Origin of the sequence: Neptunitalea chrysea (assembly GCF_027924145.1) — a bacterium.
GTDB classification, from domain to species: Bacteria; Bacteroidota; Bacteroidia; order Flavobacteriales; family Flavobacteriaceae; genus Neptunitalea; species Neptunitalea chrysea.
The window spans coordinates 221,575-239,509 of record NZ_BRVP01000002.1 but is presented as its reverse complement, the minus strand read 5'-3'; the positions used below and the strand labels follow the sequence as shown (position 1 = coordinate 239,509).

Sequence of the window (17,935 nt, the reverse complement as noted above, 5' to 3'; positions counted from 1 at the left end):
TGATTTTTAATTGAATGAATATTTAATAAAAAAAAGTCATCAGTAAATATACTGATGACTTTTTATATTTTCGAAAGAATTATCTTAAATTCTTACCCTAAAACTTCGGCAACTTTTTTACCAATTTCAGCAGGAGAATCTACTACATGAATTCCACATTCTTGCATAATAGCTTTTTTAGCTTCAGCAGTATCATCTGCACCACCTACAATAGCACCAGCATGTCCCATGGTTCTACCTTTAGGAGCAGTTTCCCCAGCAATAAATCCTACCACTGGCTTAGTACCATGTGCTTTTACCCATTTTGCAGCATCAGCTTCTAACTGACCTCCAATTTCACCAATCATAACGATACACTTTGTATCTTCATCATTCATTAATAATTCAACAGCTTCTTTTGTTGTTGTACCAATAATTGGGTCCCCACCAATACCAATAGCTGTAGTAATTCCTAAACCTTGACGAACCACTTGATCAGCTGCTTCGTATGTTAAAGTACCAGACTTAGATACAATACCTACCTCTCCTTCTTTAAATACAAAACCTGGCATAATACCAACTTTAGCTTCTCCTGGAGTAATAACACCCGGACAATTAGGACCAATCAATCTACATTCTTTATTTTTAATATAATCGAATGCTTTAATCATATCTGCAACAGGAATACCTTCTGTAATTGTGATAATTACTTTAATTCCGGCATCAGCAGCCTCCATAATAGCATCTGCAGCAAATGCTGGTGGAACAAAGATAATAGTAGTATCTGCTCCTACTTTTTCAACTGCTTCTTTAACGGTGTTAAAAACAGGTCTCCCTAAATGTTCCTGTCCTCCTTTTCCTGGAGTAACTCCACCAACTACGTTGGTACCATATGCTATCATCTGTTCTGCGTGGAAAGTACCTTCACTACCGGTAAACCCCTGAACAATTATTTTAGAATCTTTATTGACTAAAACACTCATTTTTAATTTTTTTTAAGTTTTAAGCTATACAAAAATATGTTTTTGGAAATGAAATTTAAAGCTATTTATTCTTTAATTTTTGAAATTAACGAAGGTAACATACGTATACTTGCTAATTCTTTATACTTTTTACGTGCTTCTCCTGCAGGAGCACCAAAATATGTGGTACCTCCCTTAACAGATTTAGTTAATGCTGATTTTGCTAACACTACCGATTTTGCACCAATAGTTATACCACTAATTAAACCAACCTGCCCCCATAATACTACTTCATCTTCTAAAATAACACACCCTGCAATACCAGTTTGACCAGCTATTAAACATCTTTCTCCAATAACCGTATCATGACCTATATGCACTTGATTATCAAGCTTAGTACCTTTTTTAATTGTAGTATCTCCGGTAACTCCTTTATCTATACTACACAATGCCCCAATTTCTACATTGTCTTCTATAACAACTCTACCACCAGATTTTAACTTATCGTAACCTTCAGGGCGCTTTTTGTAATAAAAAGCATCTGCTCCTAAAACAGTACCTGAATGAATAATAACATTATCACCAATTACAGCATTATCATAGATAGAAACATTTGCATGAATTAAGCAATTATCGCCTATTGTAACATTATTACCAACAAAAGCTCCTGGTTGAATAACCGTATTTTCACCAATAACTGCACTTGAAGTACAAATATTATCAGCCTTCACAAAAGGCTTAAAATATTCTGTAAGTTTATTAAAATCTCTAAAAGGATCATCAGAAATAAGCAGTGCCTTACCTTCTGGTGCGGTTACCTCTTTATTAATTAAAATAATTGTAGCAGCAGAATTTAATGCCTTGTCATAATATTTAGGATGATCTACAAAAACAATATCACCTTCTTCTACAACATGAATCTCATTCATTCCTAAAATAGGGAAATCCTCTGGTCCAACAAATGATGCGTTAATAATCGTCGCAATTTGTTTTAATGTATGTGTTTGTGGAAATTTCATATAAAAAAATTCCCGTTTTATATCAACGGGAATTAATAAAATGTTATTCTTTAATTCTTTCTACGTAAGTACCTTTATCGGTTTCAATCTTAATTTTGTCTCCTTCGTTAATAAATAAAGGAACATTTACAGAGGCTCCTGTTTCTGTAGTAGCGGGTTTAGTTGCATTTGTAGCTGTATTCCCTTTTACACCAGGTTCAGTATGCGTAATTTCTAAAATTACATGATTTGGCATATCAACACTTAAAGGCATGTTATCCTCTGTATTAAAAATGATGGTAACCACTTCTCCTTCTTTCATTAATTCAGGAGCATCCAAATTATCTTTTTGTAAAGCAATTTGAGTGTAATCATCTGTATTCATAAAATGAAACATATCACCTTCCGGATATAAATATTGATAACTTCTTGTTTCAACTCTTACATCCTCTATCTTGTGTCCTGCCGAAAACGTGTTATCAATTACTTTCCCTGTAGTAACACTTTTCAATTTAGTTCTCACAAAAGCAGGCCCTTTACCTGGTTTTACATGAAGAAATTCAATTACTTTAAAAATGTCATGATTGTATCGTATACACAATCCTTTTCTTATATCCGACGTATTTGCCATTTTATTTCTATAATTTAAATAATCTTAAGTTGTTCTAAAATATCCTTTCATAATACCTCTTTGAGAATCTTTTATAAATTGTAGAATCTCATCTCTTTCAGAAGTTGCTTCCATTTCTGCTTCTATAAATGCAGCTGCTTGCGTATTGTTATAGTTACGCTGATATAGAATTCTATAGATATCCTGAATTTCTCTAATCTTTTCGGTTGTAAAACCTCTTCTTCGTAACCCTACCGAATTAATACCAACATATGAAAGTGGCTCACGGGCTGCTTTTACAAACGGCGGAACATCTTTTCTAACCAAAGAACCTCCGGTTACAAAAGCATGATTACCTACAGAACAAAATTGGTGTACGGCAGTCATACCCGCCATCACCACATAATCTCCTACCGTAATATGTCCGGCAAGTGTTGTATTATTAGAAAAAATACATGAATTACCCACAATACAATCGTGAGCAACATGCGAATAGGCCATAATAAGACAATTATCCCCTATTTTGGTTTTCATTCTATCTGAAGTACCTTTATTAATGGTAACACATTCTCTAATAGTTGTATTATCTCCTATCTCTGCAGTAGTTTCTTCACCTTGATATTTTAAATCTTGAGGTGGAGCAGAAATTACAGCTCCAGGGAATATATTACAATTTTTTCCGATTCTAGCACCTTCCATTATGGTAACGTTAGAACCTATCCAAGTTCCTTCACCAATTACAACATTGTTATGTATTGTTGTAAATGGTTCGATAACCACATTTTTGGCAATTTTTGCACCAGGATGCACATATGCAAGGGGTTGATTCATCTTTTCTATTTTACTTTTACAATTTGTGCCATTAACTCTGCTTCTGATACTAATTTATCATTGGCATACACATAAGCCTGCATATGGCAAATTCCTCTTCTTATCGGAGATACTAAATCACATTTAAAAATTAGGGTATCACCCGGAAGTACTTGTTGCTTAAACTTAACTTTATCCATTTTCATAAAATAGGTAAGATAGTTTTCAGGGTCTGGCACAGTACTAAGTACTAAGATACCTCCTGTTTGTGCCATTGCTTCTACCTGTAATACACCTGGCATTACCGGAGCACCAGGAAAATGACCTACGAAAAATGGTTCGTTCATAGTCACATTCTTCACTCCTATAACACGCGTATCTGTTAACTCTAAAACTTTATCTACTAATAAAAATGGAGGTCTGTGTGGTAACATTTTCATAATTTGAACAACATCCATATAAGGTTTTGCGCTCAAATCGAATTTAGGAACGTTATTGCGTTTCTCTAATTTTATAATTTTTGCAATTTTTTTAGCAAACTGTGTATTTACAAAATGTCCAGGTTTATTTGCAATAACCTTACCTCTAATACGCATTCCTATTAAAGCTAAATCTCCAATAACATCTAATAACTTATGTCTGGCAGCTTCATTAGGGTAATGTAGCGTTAAATTATCTAAGATTCCGTTAGTCTTAACAGAGATACTATCTTTATTAAATGCCACTTTTAATTTTTCCATTGTTTCCTTAGAAAGTTCTTTATCTACGTAAACAATAGCATTATTTAAATCTCCTCCTTTAATTAGACCATGCTCAAGTAACATCTCTAACTCATGTAAGAAACTAAACGTTCTGGCATTAGCTATCTCCGACGTAAACTCATCCATCTTTTTAATAGATGCATTTTGAGTTCCTAAAACCTTAGTACCAAAATCTACCATCGTAGTTACTTGGTACTCATCTGAAGGTATTATAGTTATTTCACTTCCAGTTTCTTCATCTGTATATGAAATTACATCTTTAACAATGTATTCTTCTCTTTCAGCTTTCTGCTCTTTAATTCCGGCTTCTTCAATAGCCTCTACAAAAAATTTAGAGGAACCATCCATAATAGGAGGCTCAGAAGAATCTAATTCTATTAAAACATTGTCAACATCCATACCCACTAAAGCCGCTAGTACGTGCTCACAAGTCTGAATCTTAACACCAAATTTTTCTAATACAGTACCTCTCTGAGTATTAATCACATAATTAACGTCAGCTTCTATTTTAGGAGAACCTTCTAGGTCCACTCTAACAAAGACAAAACCATGATTTTCTGGGGCTGGTTTAAAAGTTATGGTAACTTCTTTACCTGTGTGTAATCCTACTCCTTTAAGGGTTGTTTCTTTTCCAATTGTTTTTTGGTTTGCAGCCAAACTACTCATTATTTTGATTGTTTTTCTAAGTTGTTTAAAGTTGAAGCTAATTTGGGTAAATTTTTAAATAGCACATATGACTTGTTAAAATCGCCATAATTTAAAGCCGGAGATCCTTGAACTGTTTCTCCATCTTTTAAGTTACGTCCAATTCCAGATTGTGCCTGCACTTTAACTCCATCTCCAATGGTAATATGTCCTACAATCCCTACCTGACCACCAATCATACAATTTTTACCAATTTTAGCAGAACCTGCAATTCCAGTCTGTGCCGCTATTACAGTATTTTCTCCTATTTCTACATTATGTGCTATCTGGATCTGATTATCCAGTTTTACTCCTTTTCTTATAATTGTTGAACCTAGCGTAGCTCTATCTATTGTTGTACCTGCTCCAACATCCACAAAATCTTCTAAAATTACATTTCCTGTTTGTGGTATTTTAGAATACTCTCCTTTATCATTAGGTGCAAACCCAAATCCATCTGCTCCAATTACAGCGTTACTATTTAAAACACAATTATTTCCTATCACTGATTCTGAATATACTTTACAGCCTGAAAATACAGTTACATTATCACCAATAGTAACATTATCGCCTATATATGCATGTGGATAAATCTTTACATTTTCTCCAATTTTCACATTTTCTCCTATATAAGCAAAGGCCCCAAGATAGATATTATTTCCGTAATTGGAAGATTCCGCAACAAAAACAGGGGATTCTATTCCTGATTTATTCATTTTAACTTGATTGTAATATTCAAGTAATTTAGAAAAAGCTTTGTATGCATCAGCCACTTTAATAAGATTGGTTTTCAGTGGTTTATCACTAACAAAATCCTTGTCAACGATAGTAGCCGAAGCTTCTGTTGTATATATGTAAGATTTATATTTTGGATTTGCTAAAAAAGTTAAATCTCCTTTTTTACCTTCCTCGATTTTACCTAATTTATAAACTTCCTCATCAGGATTACCTACTACTTCACCCTCTAAAATGGTTGCTATTTGTTGTATTGTAAATTTCATTGCGTCAAAATTAAAAAAAATAGTAAAGAAATCGTTTTTAAAATAAATTATATATAGTTTTAGACCTATAAGACCATTTCTTTAACATACAAAGAACGAATATTATTTAACAACTTGCTATTTATTTATAGCAAAATGAAATAAAAACATAAATGGAAAAAAAAAATCCTGCAGCAACAACTCCCCCAACAACAGACTTAACATATCTCACTTCTGCGATATTAGAAGCTGGTATAGAAATATCTAAAGATAGTCCCAGAAAGCGTGTCATAGTGCCATTACATAAAACTGATGATAATAAATTACACAGAATGTTTAATGTGATGCAACCTGGTACCTATATACGACCACATTACCATAAGAATGAGCAAAAATGTGAATCGGTAGTGGTCTTAAAAGGAGCTATTATGTTTATCACCTTTCATTTAAATGGTACTATAGATACCTATCAAACAATTAAAGCCGGTTCTGACATATTTGGAGTTGATTTAGAACCTTCTATCATTCATTCCTTTATAGTGCTTGAAAAAGATACAGTTATTTATGAAGTAAAGCCTGGACCTTATATTAAAAGTACCGATAAAGATTTTATGCTATGGTCTCCTGAAGAAGGTACAACAGAGAGTTTAGAATATTTAGAAAAACTAAAAGAACTTACTAAAGTTTAAGTAGATACGTAACTAAAAAGAATATTTTTGCAAAAAATATAAAAATGGATTTACAAGATCAATTAAAGAATTTATTTCCAGATCATGTTCATGAAGAGGCTAATGATATAAAAGATGATTCAGACGGTATTTGGATGCAAGACGAACCACTCCTATGCAAATACGAAAAAAGAAAAGGAAAGCCACAAACCATTATAGCAGGTTATACTGGTGCTACCGATGATTTTAAGATTTTAGCCAAAGAATTAAAAACAACTTTAAGTGTAGGGGGAAGTTTTAAAGATGATGAAATAATTATTCAAGGTGATTATCGAGATAAAATTATGACTATCCTTAAAGATAAAGGTTTTAAAGTGAAAAGAGTTGGTGGTTAATAACTTAACACAATTTAAATATGAAATTTCAGTTAAAAATTTATACATTTATCCTCCCTAACTAAATTTTATGCTAAAACTATGAGTAAAACCCTTCACATTACTAATGGTGATTCTTTAACGGAGCAGCTTGCTGGCGTTCCTGTTCAAGGCAATATTATTACTTGGCGCGAAATCTTGTGCGAAGGTAAAACAACTACAGATGTAGGCAGTGAAACTTTCTGGAAGACAAGATTTGATCATCTAAAATCTAATTACAGAATAACTAAACAAACTTTTATTGAGAAAACTTTAAAAGAGTACAGAAGGCTTTGTAATGAAAAACAACAAGATGAAATTGTTTTATGGTTTGATAACGATTTATTTTGTCAGGTGAACATGATTGCTGTTATTAGCTGGCTTAAGAAATACAGAAAAGATGTTCAAATTTCTCTTGTATCTCCTAAAAAACAATTTCAGTTCTTTTCTTCTTTAACCTCTGAGCAACTAGATAGGCTATACAAGAAAAGAGTTCATTTAACACAGGATGATATTGCTACCGCCGACTATGTCTGGCAGCTTTACTGTAGTGATTCTCCTATAAACCTAGAAAACTTCTCCTCTTTCAATTCTTCTCAGTTTAATTTTCTTCAAAACGCCATTCATACTCACCTTTCCAGATTTCCATCTATACATAATGGATTAAATTCTGTAGAAAATTTTGTATTAGGGGAAGCTACCAAAAGAAAATTAAAATCAAAAGATGAATTAATTGTAATGTCTCTTAAGAATCAAAAAAGTTTTGGTTTTGGAGATATTCAATTCGAGAATGTCATCAATTTATTAAAACCTTTATTTAGTACTTTTTCTCCGGTTACTCTTTCGCAAAAAGGTAATGATGTTATTGATGGTGCTACCAACTTTTATTCTGAATTACGAGATGATCATATTTTCTTAGGTGGTAGCCGCAAGTACGATTTCTTATTTAACGATAGCACCGGAAAACTACTTAAATTATAGTAATTAACTATAAATGATTAAAGAATCTGAACTTATATTAAATCCTGATGGTAGCATCTATCATCTAAATTTACTTCCTGAAGATATTGCTCCTACTGTGATAACAGTAGGAGACCCTAATAGGGTAAAAAGAGTTTCACAACACTTTGATACCATTGAGGTTAAAAAGGAGAAAAGAGAATTTGTAACACATACCGGTACCCTAAATGGTAAGCGTTTAACCGTTATTGCTACTGGAATTGGTCCTGATAATATTGATATTGTAATTAATGAACTAGATGCTCTGGTTAATATTGATTTTAAAACCAGAGCTATAAAAAAGGAATTAACTTCTTTAAACATCATACGAATAGGAACCTCGGGGTCTCTTCAAACCGATATTCCTGTAGATAGTATGGTATTAGGTAAATATGGTTTAGGACTCGATAATATGATGCGATCATACAAACTTGATGGTATTACCGAAACCGATGTAGAAGACGCTTTTATAGCACATACCGGATGGAATTTAGACAAAGGACGTCCAACAGTAATAAAAGGAAGCGAAAAATTACTTGATACATTAAGTAGTGAAGAAACTGTTACCGGTTTTACCGCTACTGCACCCGGATTTTATGGACCACAAGGAAGAGTGCTAAGATTAGCAGTTGAAGATGAAACATTAAATACCAAAATGGATAACTTTAAGTTTAATGGAGTACCTGTTACTAATTTAGAAATGGAAACTTCTGCTATTTATGGCTTATCTAAACTAATGGGGCACCATGCACTCTCTGCAAATACCATTATTGCTAATAGAGCAAACGGTACATTTTCTAAAGATCCGTATCAAGGAGTTGATAATTTAATAAAATATATACTTTCTAAGCTTACCATTTAACATCAATTTAATTCAATTCCTTTTTACACTCATTATTTTTGAATAAAGAGGAAATGTCCCTATGAATATTGATATAAAAGAAGATCATTACCTAAAACGTGATGTTAATTGGTTGTATTTTAACGCTAGAGTATTACAAGAAGCAAAAGATGTAAAAAACCCGCTTTTCGAGCGAATAAAATTTCTTGCTATCTTTTCTTCTAACCTAGATGAATACTTTAAAGTACGTGTTTCTAATTTACGCCAAATCAAGAAAATTGATCGTTTCACAAGAAAAAAACTTCATTTAAGACCAAATAAAACTTTAAAACAGGTTCTTAAAATTGTAAACGAGCAACAACAAGAGTTTGGCAAAATATATAAAGAAACTATTCTGCCTGAGTTAGCTAGCAACTCCATTTATTTTAAAAGCTCGAACGAATACACTGAAAACCAAAAGGATTTTATTGAAAATTATTTTGAAGAGCATTATAAGAAAATCAATATACTTACTACTAATGAAAGTAAGCTACATCTTGGAGACGGGGAATTATACTACTCTATTTTAACTACAAATAACGAATTAAAATTTGTTGAGATTCCATCGAAAGATAGATTCATTCAATTACCTTCTGAATCAAATACCTATATCTTTACTTTAATAGATGATGTTATTAAGTATAAAATAAACGCCACGTATAAAGATAAGATTCATGAAATTGGAGAAATAAAATTATCAAGGGATGCTGAATTGTATTTAGACGATGATTTTAATGGCGAGCTTGCAGAGCAAATATATGAAGCACTTTCACAAAGAGAAATTGGTCAACCTACTCGATTACTTTATGATTCCTCAATCTCAAAAGAGCATAGAAAACTTTTAAAAGAAAATTTAGGCTTAGGTAAAGTAGATCTAATGCCAGGAGGAAGTTATCATAATTTCAGTGATTTTATGAAATTCAAGAATCCGTCTCACAATAAAAATCTTGAATACATAGCCCAACCACCTTTAGATCATCCGGTTTTATCAAAATCGAATGACCTATTTAACACCATTTCCCAAAAAGACCAGATAGTTCATTTTCCTTATCAAAAATTCGATTATGTTTCCTTGTTTTTACAGCAGGCAGCTGAAGACCCTGATGTAACACATATCAAAATTTCACTTTATAGAATTGCCAAAACATCCGCTTTAAATAATGCTCTAATAAAAGCTACCGAATTAGGTAAAAATGTAACCATTTTTGTAGAAGCTCAGGCTAGATTTGATGAAGCAAACAACATTGAATGGGGCAAGACATTTAGTGACAAAGGCGCAAAAGTTATCTATAGTATACCAAACATAAAGGTACATAGTAAAATATTCTATATTAAACGTAAAGAGCGCACCAAAACAAAAGGATATGCGTTTATTAGTACTGGTAACTTTAATGCAAATACGGCTAAATTATATATAGATCATGGCTTATTTACAGCGAATGAAAATATAACTTCTGATATTGAAAGCGTATTTGAAGTATTAGAACATAATCTGATTATTCCAAAAACTAAGCACTTATTAGTATCTCCTTTTAATACTAGAGTACAATTTTACACCTTAATAGATAACGAAATACAAAATGCAAGAGAGGGTAAAAAAGCTAAAATAACGGCTAAAATGAATAGTCTTCACGACAAGCGTATGATTCATAAGCTATATGAAGCTTCTATGGCCGGGGTTGAAATACGTTTATTAATAAGAGGATTTTGTTGTCTTGAACCTGAAGTTGAAGGGTTAAGTGATAACATATATATAACCAGCATAGTAGATAGATACTTAGAACACGGAAGAGTCTATTGTTTTGAAAATGGAGGTGATGAAATTATGTTTATTGGATCTGCAGATTGGATGACTCGTAATTTAGATTATAGAATAGAAGTTCTGACTCCTATTTACGATAAAGACATTTATAAAGAGTTAAAGTGTATACTTAATCTGCAACTTAACGACAATGTAAAGGCCCGAGTTTTAGATCATAATTTCAGTAATAGTTACGTAACTAATAATAAATCAAAACTCAGGTCTCAATATGAAATTTATAATTTTTTAAAAGCTAAAGTGTAAACTTACTTTATAAGTGTAATAGATAACGGATAATTCGGTTCTTCACCTTTATTAACTTTAATAGCATTAATAATAGGTAAAACAAATGAAATAATCCCTATTATAATCAAAAGAAAAACACCTATTACAATAAAACATAATGGTACACAAATTAAAGCATAAATAAACATGCTTATTTGAAAATTAAGTATCATTTTACCCTGTCTATCCATATCGTAAACAGTGTCTTTTTGTGTAAGCCATATAATTAAAGGAACTATAAAACCACCCATACCAGTAACTAAATTAATTAATTGACTCACATGGATTAATACTAATAATTGATTATCTTCTTTCATCGCATACTTCATAAGTAACTCATTTTTAATTGATTTCAACTTATTAGTCGAATATAATCAAAAACGTTACAAAATCCTATTTAGGAATTGTTACTGACAAATTAATCTTTCTTTTCTAAAGACATCGGATTACTAAAATTAATAGTTCTAATTGGGAATGGAATATTGATATTATGTTCATCAAAGGCTGCTTTTATAAGTACGATAGCCTTCCCTTTTGCTATATTAAGAGTCATTTGGTCTCTAGACCGAATCCAAAATCGTACTTCAAAATTAATAGAGCTATCTCCAAATTCAGTATAATAAAACTGAACTTCGGTATTAATATCTTTAAAGTTTTCTTTAATCGTATTTACCGTAATCTCTTCGACTAGTTTAAGGTCAGACTCATACCCTACTCCACAACTAAGAATTACTCTTGCTATAGGTCTTGAAGAATAATTTTTAAGATTTCCTTCTACTACTAATTTATTAGGGATAAACACCAAATTATTATCTCCTTGTTCAATAGTAGTATTACGTAAATTAATTTCTACTACCTCACCCGAATATCCGTTAGTATCTATCCAGTCACCAATCTTAATATAATCAACAATAGATAACATAATACCTGAAAACGTATTAGATAATGTACCTTGAAGTGCCAAACCTACCGCCAAACCAGCAACACCGGCACCCGCTAACATGGTAGTTAAAACCTTATTCAGGTTCATAATACCCAACGCTAAAACAAGTCCTACAATAATTACTACAATAGAAACAATTTTGGCAATCATAACTTTTATAGATCGTTGCATTTTTGTGCGCTGAAGTACTTTTAATATGAACTTATTTATATAGTTAGATAAGAAAAATGATACCCCAAAAATAAGTATCGCTAATAGAAAATTAGGAAGATTAACAATTATTGAGTCAACCCAACCACCTAATTTTTTTTCTAGTTTTTCCCAGGCAGTCTCTAATTGTTCTCCCATTTCTATTTCTTGAGCAAATAATGGTATCATCTAATAGTATTATTGATTATAAAGAGTTAAAAATACTGTTTTAATTTTACATTTCTTCAAACTTCTCATGAAGTTAAAAAAATGTGCCCAGAAGTATTCTGATAAGAATTTCTTATTTTTTTGATAATAGACATGATAGTTTGTCAATAGTAATCAAATTCAAAAATGGTTTTGGATATTTTCTCTTTATCTAAATTAAAATAGCTCATACTTTTTTATTTATACTAAAATCACAACAATTACAAGCGTTTTTAAATCTCTTTAAAATGCTTAATACTCGTTAACAGTAGATTAATACGTAATCCTCAACATTTTAAAAAGTATTATTAAAATAGTATTTTTGTAGCATAAACTGTCATGATACGCTCATGACATGTTTATAAAAAAGTATTAATTTCGAGACAAACTTCGAAGTATTAAATCTCGATTATCGAGTAATATGTAACTATTTATGGTATTAAATGACACAATAATCGCATTAGCTACACCTTCAGGTGCAGGTGCTATTGCAGTCATTAGAGTCTCAGGGCCTGATGCAATCTCATTGGTTAATTCTTTTTTTAATTCGATAAAGGATGGTAAAGAACTAACTGAGCAAAAAAGTCATACCATACACTTAGGACATATTGTAGAAGATAAACGTACTATAGATCAGGTATTAGTTTCCATTTTTAAAGGACCTAATTCCTATACTGGTGAAAATATTGTGGAAATTTCTTGTCATGGTTCTACTTACATACAACAAGAAATTATACAACTTTTTCTAAGAAATGGTTGCAGAATGGCCGAAGCTGGTGAATTTACCTTACGAGCTTTCTTAAACGGTAAAATAGACCTAAGTCAGGCTGAAGCAGTAGCCGACCTTATTGCCAGTGATAATGCAGCATCGCATCAAGTAGCGATGCAACAAATGCGAGGTGGTTTTAGTAATGAAATAAAACTTTTAAGAGAAGAACTCCTAAACTTTGCCTCTTTAATTGAGTTAGAACTAGACTTTGCCGAAGAAGATGTAGAATTTGCAGATAGAACACAATTTGAAAATTTACTGAACCGTATACAAACGGTTTTAAAACGACTTATAGATTCTTTTGCTGTTGGCAACGTTATTAAAAACGGTATCCCTGTTGCTATTGTAGGAGCACCAAACGTTGGTAAGTCTACCCTATTGAATGCGCTATTAAATGAAGAACGCGCTATTGTTAGTGATATAGCTGGTACTACTCGTGATACCATAGAAGATGAGTTGGTGATACAAGGAATCGGTTTTAGATTTATTGATACCGCAGGTATTAGAGAAACCGAAGATGTGGTAGAAAGTATTGGTATTAAAAAGACCTTTGAAAAAATAGTACAAGCACAAGTGGTTATTTATTTGTTTGATGCGAGTCATTATGCAGAAAATAGTAAGTTAATTACTGTTGAAATTGAAAAAATAAAAAATCAGTTCCCTCAAAAACCATTGATTATTATTGCGAACAAAGTAGATACTACGGATGCATCTCTTATAAAGAGTGAGCTTCATTATGAGCATTTACTTTTATTATCGGCTAAAGAAAAAACAGGAATCGATGAGCTAAAAAATACTTTATTGCAATTTATTAATACGGGGCAGTTACGCAACAATGAAACTATTGTAACCAATGGTAGACACTACGATGCCTTACTTAAAGCGTTAGAAGAAATAGAAAAAGTGCAATTAGGCTTAAATGATGGTTTATCTGGTGACTTATTGGCTATAGATATACGACAAGCGTTATACTATTTTGGGGAAATTACGGGAGAGGTAACCTCTGATGATTTGTTGGGTAATATTTTTGCTAATTTTTGTATAGGGAAATAAATAAGTATTTTTTTTGATGTCATTTGATTTGTTTTGGTCTTAAAACTCTAAAAATCAGTATTATAAAATTAATTTTATTTTCTTACTCTTTCCTTTGTAGGTTAATAATTTCAATATTTTTACACCATTTTTACACCTTTTTTTATTAAATTTGAAAAAGGTGTAAAAATTTACACCTCGTTTGGGAATTGTGTCCCTTAATGACACTTAATTAACTAATATCATCTAATAAGATACTTATAGCTATTTCTTTGAATGAGTTCAAATATTGAAATAATCCGTATTTGTGAATATTGCCATAATGAGTTTATAGCTAAAACGACTGTAACCAGATACTGCTGTCATAAGTGTAACAGTAGAGCTTATAAAGAGAGGGTTAAGTCTAAAAAGATTAAGAGGTCAAATGAGGAAACATTTGATACGAAAACCCAAGTTATTAAACTTATAAAAACTAAAGAGTTTTTAACTGTAAAGGATATTACAATATTAATGAACTGTTCTAGACAGACTATTTATAAAATTATTCACTCAGGAAAGCTGAAACCAATCGATTTGAAAATAAAAAAGATAATTGTTAAACGATCAGAACTTGATAAATTATTTAGAAATGAATAAAATAGATCTAAAAATTTTAAGCGAAAAAGAGATTCTTACAGTAAAAGAAACAGCAGTTCTTTTAAATTGTTCAATAAAAACAGTATACCGTAATATTAAGGATGGTAATATAAAAGCGATTAACTTTGGTGAAAGGGTTCTTAGAATTAAACGTTCCGACATTGATAATCTCTTCAAGAAGCATTAATTAAGTTTAACAATTAGTAAGCTATAGGTTATGAAAATAAGTTTAAAAAAAAAGAAACTCACTTCTGGGCGGATTAGTTTGTATTTAGAATATTACAAAGGATATTCCATAGATGAGAATGGAAAACAAACTCACAACAGAAGTTTTGAATATTTAAAGCTATATCTTCATGGTAATCCAATCACGATATCTGAAAAGAATGAGAATAAAGAAATCTGGCAACTGGCTGAAAATATATTAACACTTAAAAAAGCAGAGTTAATAAAAGGCAAATTCAATATTGAAGATAACAATAAAGGGAAAGTTTTGTTCTTGGATTATTATAATAAACTTAAGGAAGATAGATATGATAATAAAGGGAACTATGATAATTGGGAAGCTGCTTTTAAGCATTTAGAACGCTATTGTTCATCAAATCTAACTATTAAGGATGTAGATGAGAATTTTTTAAAAGGGTTTAAGAAATATCTTAATACAGAGGCTAAAACTAATGGCGGTACGTTATTATCTCAAAATACAAAATATACCTACTTCAATAAATTACGTGCTGTGCTCAGAGAAGCTTATACAGAAGGGTATTTGAATATAGATGTGGTTAAATCTGTTAAAGGGTTTAGTCAAGGTGAATCTAAAAGAGAATATCTAACACATTCAGAGCTGCAAGCATTAAGTGAAACGCCTTGTAAACATACTGTTTTAAAAAGAGCTTTTATATTTAGTTGTCTTACAGGACTTCGCTGGAGTGATATTAATAAATTAAAATGGGCTGAAGTAAGAGAAGAGGAAGAAGATTATCGAATTATTTTCAGACAGAAGAAAACCGAAGGTCTCGAATATCTTTATATTTCACAACAAGCTAGGGAGTTGTTAAGAGAACGAGGTAATAGAGAAGATAAAGTATTTAAAGGCCTTAAGTATGGTGCTCATTTTAATGCTGAGATTTTAAAGTGGTGCATGCGTGCTGGAATTTCAAAGCATATTACTTTTCACAGTGCTAGACATACAAATGCTGTATTGTTATTAGAAAATGGTGCAGATATTTATACGGTTTCAAAACGACTTGGACATAAAGAGATAAGAACGACCCAGATTTATGCTAAAATAATTGATGTCAAAATGAAAGAAGCAGCTAACAGTATTCCGGTCTTAAAAATTTCTAAAGATTAGGATATCTGCGTTTTTATATACTCAAATTTCCTAAAACTCCTGATTTTCATTGTTAATAACTCAAAATAGGTCTTAAAACGGCATTAATATTCAATTTTAAATGGATTAATTTGATATCATAAAATGTTAAAAAAAAATATGCTTTAACATTTGAATTAATTTTGAATTGTTTTAGTTTAATTTGTTGTTTGTCAAATACTTGTGGATAACTAATTGAATTTTATTCTTCTTTCAATAGCCACATTTTATATTTTTATTTCTATCATCCCATAAGGGAAAGCAAAAGCGCTTTTGTTCATTTTATAAATCTAAAAACAATAAAAATGGACACTTTATTAATACTAGAACGATTGGATCGTTTAGAAAAACTACTCATAGGAAGCAAAGAAGTTTTAACCTTTGACGAAGCCTGTGATTACACTGGTATATCCAGAAGCTATCTTTATAAACTAACAGCTTCAGGTAGAATACCACACTCCAAACCCAACGGAAAAATGCTCTTTTTTGATAAAGCCAAACTCGTTGAATGGTTACTACAAAATAGAAGGAAATCCAAACACGATATAGAAGCGGAAGCTTTAGCATATACCATGCGTCATAAAGTCCAATAGGGAACAATCATCATTGAAAAAATAATTCTCATGAAACAGATACCTTATATACGTGTAGGTACATCCTATTATAAACGCGTCAAAGCTCCAACCATAGCAGGTCATTTTAATGACATCCTAGTGCATTGGAACATGGAAACCATTAAACAAGACCATGGTAAAGATCTTTTAAGTAAGATTCCTAAATTTGATGGTTTTACTTGTATTCCAAACCATCTAAACTTTAAACAAGAATATCTAGGGTTTTATAATATTTATTCGCCTTTAGGGAAGCAGCCTAAAGAAGGAGATATTTCCAAATCTTTAGAATTTGTAAAGCATATTTACGGGAAGCATTCTGAATTGGGTTTAGATTATCTCCAGTTATTATATTTAAAACCCATCCAAGTATTACCTATTCTATGCTTGGTTTCTAAAGAACGCTCTACAGGAAAAAGTACCTTTTTAAAATGGCTTAAGGAAATCTTTGACAATAACTTGACCTATTTAACTAATGATAGTTTTAGCAGTCAATTCAATGCAGATTGGGCAAACAAACTTTTAATATGTATTGATGAAGTGTTGTTTAATAAAGAAGAGCTTACAGAACGTATCAAATATTTAAGTACCACTAATATTAATAAGTTAGAAGCCAAAGGGAAGGATAAACGAGAAGTGGAATTTTTTGGAAAGTTTATACTATGTAGTAATAATGAAGAAAACTTTATTAAGATAGATGCTAATGAAACGCGTTTCTGGGTGATAAAAATCCCAACTATTAAAAAAGAACAAACTCATTTTCTTGAAAGCCTAATTAAGGAAATTCCGGCGTTTATGTATTTTTTACAGCATAGAGAGTTAAGCTCAAAACATGTAACGAGGATGTGGTTCACTGCTCAACAGATAAAAACGCGTGCACTGATTAAATTGGTTCAAAATAATCGTAATCGGGTTGAAAAAGAGTTGGCTAGTATCTTATTGAGCGTAATAGAAAAGTTTGATTTAAAAACAATAGATCTCTGTCCTATGGATGCTTTATTGGCTCTCAACAAGACCCGAGTAAAAACAGACTTGACACAATTACGGAAACTACTAAAAATAGATTGGAAATTAAGCAACCAGGAGAACTCAAACAAATATCAAAAATTTATGATATGGACGGACGGTGATATGACTTTAGCAGATGCAAAAGGTAGATATTTTACGGTGGAAAAGGATTTCTTGACCAAAAATTTTGATGATATGATGACGGAATTGTAGAATCCTAATCTTTACAAGGGCTAAGGCTGTCATCAAACTGTCATCATTTTGTCATCAAAAAAAATAATGATGACAGAAAAGAAGTATAATAAAGGATAAACGATGATGTGATGACGAAATGATGA

At 31.5% G+C, this 17,935-nt stretch carries 19 protein-coding genes; 11 read left to right on the top strand and 8 right to left on the bottom strand.

Annotated elements, in window-relative coordinates; genetic code table 11:
• Positions 1–92: 92 nt before the first annotated feature.
• From sucD to lpxD, 6 genes are all read right to left on the bottom strand, one after another.
• Positions 93–962 carry a succinate--CoA ligase subunit alpha gene (gene sucD / locus NBRC110019_RS02075; RefSeq protein WP_281751845.1) on the bottom strand — a complete coding sequence of 290 codons (870 nt, stop codon included), beginning with the start codon at positions 960–962 and terminating at the stop codon, positions 93–95.
• Between the two features lie 65 nt (positions 963–1,027).
• Positions 1,028–1,960, bottom strand: coding sequence for a UDP-3-O-(3-hydroxymyristoyl)glucosamine N-acyltransferase (locus NBRC110019_RS02070; RefSeq protein WP_281751843.1), 933 nt, complete (start codon positions 1,958–1,960; stop codon positions 1,028–1,030).
• 43 nt (positions 1,961–2,003) lie between these two features.
• Positions 2,004–2,570, bottom strand: a complete 567-nt coding sequence (gene efp / locus NBRC110019_RS02065; protein WP_281751841.1) for an elongation factor P — start codon at positions 2,568–2,570, stop codon at positions 2,004–2,006.
• 24 nt (positions 2,571–2,594) lie between these two features.
• Positions 2,595–3,380: an acyl-ACP--UDP-N-acetylglucosamine O-acyltransferase gene (lpxA, locus tag NBRC110019_RS02060; protein WP_281751839.1), complete on the bottom strand. Its 786-nt coding sequence runs from the start codon at positions 3,378–3,380 to the stop codon at positions 2,595–2,597.
• Positions 3,381–3,385: 5 nt separating this feature from the next.
• Entirely contained in the window at positions 3,386–4,786 is a 1,401-nt protein-coding gene (locus tag NBRC110019_RS02055) for a bifunctional UDP-3-O-[3-hydroxymyristoyl] N-acetylglucosamine deacetylase/3-hydroxyacyl-ACP dehydratase (RefSeq protein ID WP_281751837.1), read from the bottom strand.
• Complete coding sequence (gene lpxD, locus NBRC110019_RS02050; RefSeq protein WP_281751835.1) at positions 4,786–5,805, bottom strand: UDP-3-O-(3-hydroxymyristoyl)glucosamine N-acyltransferase; 1,020 nt, start codon at positions 5,803–5,805, stop codon at positions 4,786–4,788. The genes NBRC110019_RS02055 and lpxD overlap by 1 nt, the downstream gene beginning before the upstream one ends.
• 152 nt (positions 5,806–5,957) lie before the next feature.
• On the opposite strand from lpxD, the gene NBRC110019_RS02045 reads away from it, so the two are divergent.
• The 5 genes from NBRC110019_RS02045 to ppk1 all read left to right on the top strand — a co-directional run bounded on the left by NBRC110019_RS02045 (position 5,958) and on the right by ppk1 (position 10,809).
• Complete coding sequence (locus NBRC110019_RS02045; protein ID WP_281751833.1) at positions 5,958–6,473, top strand: WbuC family cupin fold metalloprotein; 516 nt, start codon at positions 5,958–5,960, stop codon at positions 6,471–6,473.
• Positions 6,474–6,517: 44 nt separating this feature from the next.
• Positions 6,518–6,847 (top strand): translation initiation factor, encoded by a 330-nt coding sequence (locus NBRC110019_RS02040; protein ID WP_281751831.1) that lies wholly within the window; start codon positions 6,518–6,520, stop codon positions 6,845–6,847.
• Between the two features lie 81 nt (positions 6,848–6,928).
• Positions 6,929–7,846 carry a DUF1835 domain-containing protein gene (locus tag NBRC110019_RS02035; protein ID WP_281751829.1) on the top strand — a complete coding sequence of 306 codons (918 nt, stop codon included), beginning with the start codon at positions 6,929–6,931 and terminating at the stop codon, positions 7,844–7,846.
• 13 nt (positions 7,847–7,859) lie between these two features.
• Positions 7,860–8,726, top strand: a complete 867-nt coding sequence (locus NBRC110019_RS02030) for a nucleoside phosphorylase (protein ID WP_281751827.1) — start codon at positions 7,860–7,862, stop codon at positions 8,724–8,726.
• Positions 8,727–8,787: 61 nt separating this feature from the next.
• Positions 8,788–10,809: a polyphosphate kinase 1 gene (ppk1, locus tag NBRC110019_RS02025; RefSeq protein ID WP_281751825.1), complete on the top strand. Its 2,022-nt coding sequence runs from the start codon at positions 8,788–8,790 to the stop codon at positions 10,807–10,809.
• Between the two features lie 2 nt (positions 10,810–10,811).
• Here ppk1 and NBRC110019_RS02020 read toward each other — a convergent pair whose 3' ends face one another.
• Both NBRC110019_RS02020 and NBRC110019_RS02015 read right to left on the bottom strand, forming a co-directional pair.
• A complete protein-coding gene (locus NBRC110019_RS02020; RefSeq protein ID WP_281751823.1) occupies positions 10,812–11,159 on the bottom strand; it encodes a DUF4870 domain-containing protein in 348 nt (115 codons plus the stop codon).
• Between the two features lie 89 nt (positions 11,160–11,248).
• Entirely contained in the window at positions 11,249–12,151 is a 903-nt protein-coding gene (locus NBRC110019_RS02015) for a mechanosensitive ion channel family protein (protein WP_281751821.1), read from the bottom strand.
• Between the two features lie 451 nt (positions 12,152–12,602).
• Between NBRC110019_RS02015 and mnmE the strand changes: the two genes are divergently transcribed.
• The 6 genes from mnmE to NBRC110019_RS01985 all read left to right on the top strand — a co-directional run bounded on the left by mnmE (position 12,603) and on the right by NBRC110019_RS01985 (position 17,810).
• Positions 12,603–13,991, top strand: a complete 1,389-nt coding sequence (gene mnmE, locus NBRC110019_RS02010; protein ID WP_281751819.1) for a tRNA uridine-5-carboxymethylaminomethyl(34) synthesis GTPase MnmE — start codon at positions 12,603–12,605, stop codon at positions 13,989–13,991.
• Between the two features lie 255 nt (positions 13,992–14,246).
• Positions 14,247–14,606 carry a helix-turn-helix transcriptional regulator gene (locus tag NBRC110019_RS02005; protein ID WP_281751816.1) on the top strand — a complete coding sequence of 120 codons (360 nt, stop codon included), beginning with the start codon at positions 14,247–14,249 and terminating at the stop codon, positions 14,604–14,606.
• Positions 14,599–14,793, top strand: coding sequence for a helix-turn-helix transcriptional regulator (locus NBRC110019_RS02000; protein ID WP_281751814.1), 195 nt, complete (start codon positions 14,599–14,601; stop codon positions 14,791–14,793). Before NBRC110019_RS02005 ends, NBRC110019_RS02000 begins: the two co-directional genes overlap by 8 nt.
• A 30-nt stretch (positions 14,794–14,823) precedes the next feature.
• Entirely contained in the window at positions 14,824–15,960 is a 1,137-nt protein-coding gene (locus tag NBRC110019_RS01995) for a tyrosine-type recombinase/integrase (RefSeq protein ID WP_281751812.1), read from the top strand.
• A 323-nt stretch (positions 15,961–16,283) separates the two neighbouring features.
• Positions 16,284–16,571, top strand: coding sequence for a helix-turn-helix domain-containing protein (locus tag NBRC110019_RS01990; RefSeq protein ID WP_281751810.1), 288 nt, complete (start codon positions 16,284–16,286; stop codon positions 16,569–16,571).
• 30 nt (positions 16,572–16,601) lie between these two features.
• A complete protein-coding gene (locus NBRC110019_RS01985; RefSeq protein WP_281751808.1) occupies positions 16,602–17,810 on the top strand; it encodes a primase-helicase family protein in 1,209 nt (402 codons plus the stop codon).
• Positions 17,811–17,935: the final 125 nt, after the last annotated feature.

Bases quoted from the DNA above. Each gene is read 5' to 3' on its own strand.
- sucD (WP_281751845.1), bottom strand. From the start codon at position 962: ATGAGTGTTTTAGTCAATAAAGATTCTAAAATAATTGTTCAGGGGTTT.
- NBRC110019_RS02070 (WP_281751843.1), bottom strand. From the start codon at position 1,960: ATGAAATTTCCACAAACACATACATTAAAACAAATTGCGACGATTATT.
- efp (WP_281751841.1), bottom strand. From the start codon at position 2,570: ATGGCAAATACGTCGGATATAAGAAAAGGATTGTGTATACGATACAAT.
- lpxA (WP_281751839.1), bottom strand. From the start codon at position 3,380: ATGAATCAACCCCTTGCATATGTGCATCCTGGTGCAAAAATTGCCAAA.
- NBRC110019_RS02055 (WP_281751837.1), bottom strand. From the start codon at position 4,786: ATGAGTAGTTTGGCTGCAAACCAAAAAACAATTGGAAAAGAAACAACC.
- lpxD (WP_281751835.1), bottom strand. From the start codon at position 5,805: ATGAAATTTACAATACAACAAATAGCAACCATTTTAGAGGGTGAAGTA.
- NBRC110019_RS02045 (WP_281751833.1), top strand. From the start codon at position 5,958: ATGGAAAAAAAAAATCCTGCAGCAACAACTCCCCCAACAACAGACTTA.
- NBRC110019_RS02040 (WP_281751831.1), top strand. From the start codon at position 6,518: ATGGATTTACAAGATCAATTAAAGAATTTATTTCCAGATCATGTTCAT.
- NBRC110019_RS02035 (WP_281751829.1), top strand. From the start codon at position 6,929: ATGAGTAAAACCCTTCACATTACTAATGGTGATTCTTTAACGGAGCAG.
- NBRC110019_RS02030 (WP_281751827.1), top strand. From the start codon at position 7,860: ATGATTAAAGAATCTGAACTTATATTAAATCCTGATGGTAGCATCTAT.
- ppk1 (WP_281751825.1), top strand. From the start codon at position 8,788: ATGAATATTGATATAAAAGAAGATCATTACCTAAAACGTGATGTTAAT.
- NBRC110019_RS02020 (WP_281751823.1), bottom strand. From the start codon at position 11,159: ATGAAGTATGCGATGAAAGAAGATAATCAATTATTAGTATTAATCCAT.
- NBRC110019_RS02015 (WP_281751821.1), bottom strand. From the start codon at position 12,151: ATGATACCATTATTTGCTCAAGAAATAGAAATGGGAGAACAATTAGAG.
- mnmE (WP_281751819.1), top strand. From the start codon at position 12,603: ATGGTATTAAATGACACAATAATCGCATTAGCTACACCTTCAGGTGCA.
- NBRC110019_RS02005 (WP_281751816.1), top strand. From the start codon at position 14,247: ATGAGTTCAAATATTGAAATAATCCGTATTTGTGAATATTGCCATAAT.
- NBRC110019_RS02000 (WP_281751814.1), top strand. From the start codon at position 14,599: ATGAATAAAATAGATCTAAAAATTTTAAGCGAAAAAGAGATTCTTACA.
- NBRC110019_RS01995 (WP_281751812.1), top strand. From the start codon at position 14,824: ATGAAAATAAGTTTAAAAAAAAAGAAACTCACTTCTGGGCGGATTAGT.
- NBRC110019_RS01990 (WP_281751810.1), top strand. From the start codon at position 16,284: ATGGACACTTTATTAATACTAGAACGATTGGATCGTTTAGAAAAACTA.
- NBRC110019_RS01985 (WP_281751808.1), top strand. From the start codon at position 16,602: ATGAAACAGATACCTTATATACGTGTAGGTACATCCTATTATAAACGC.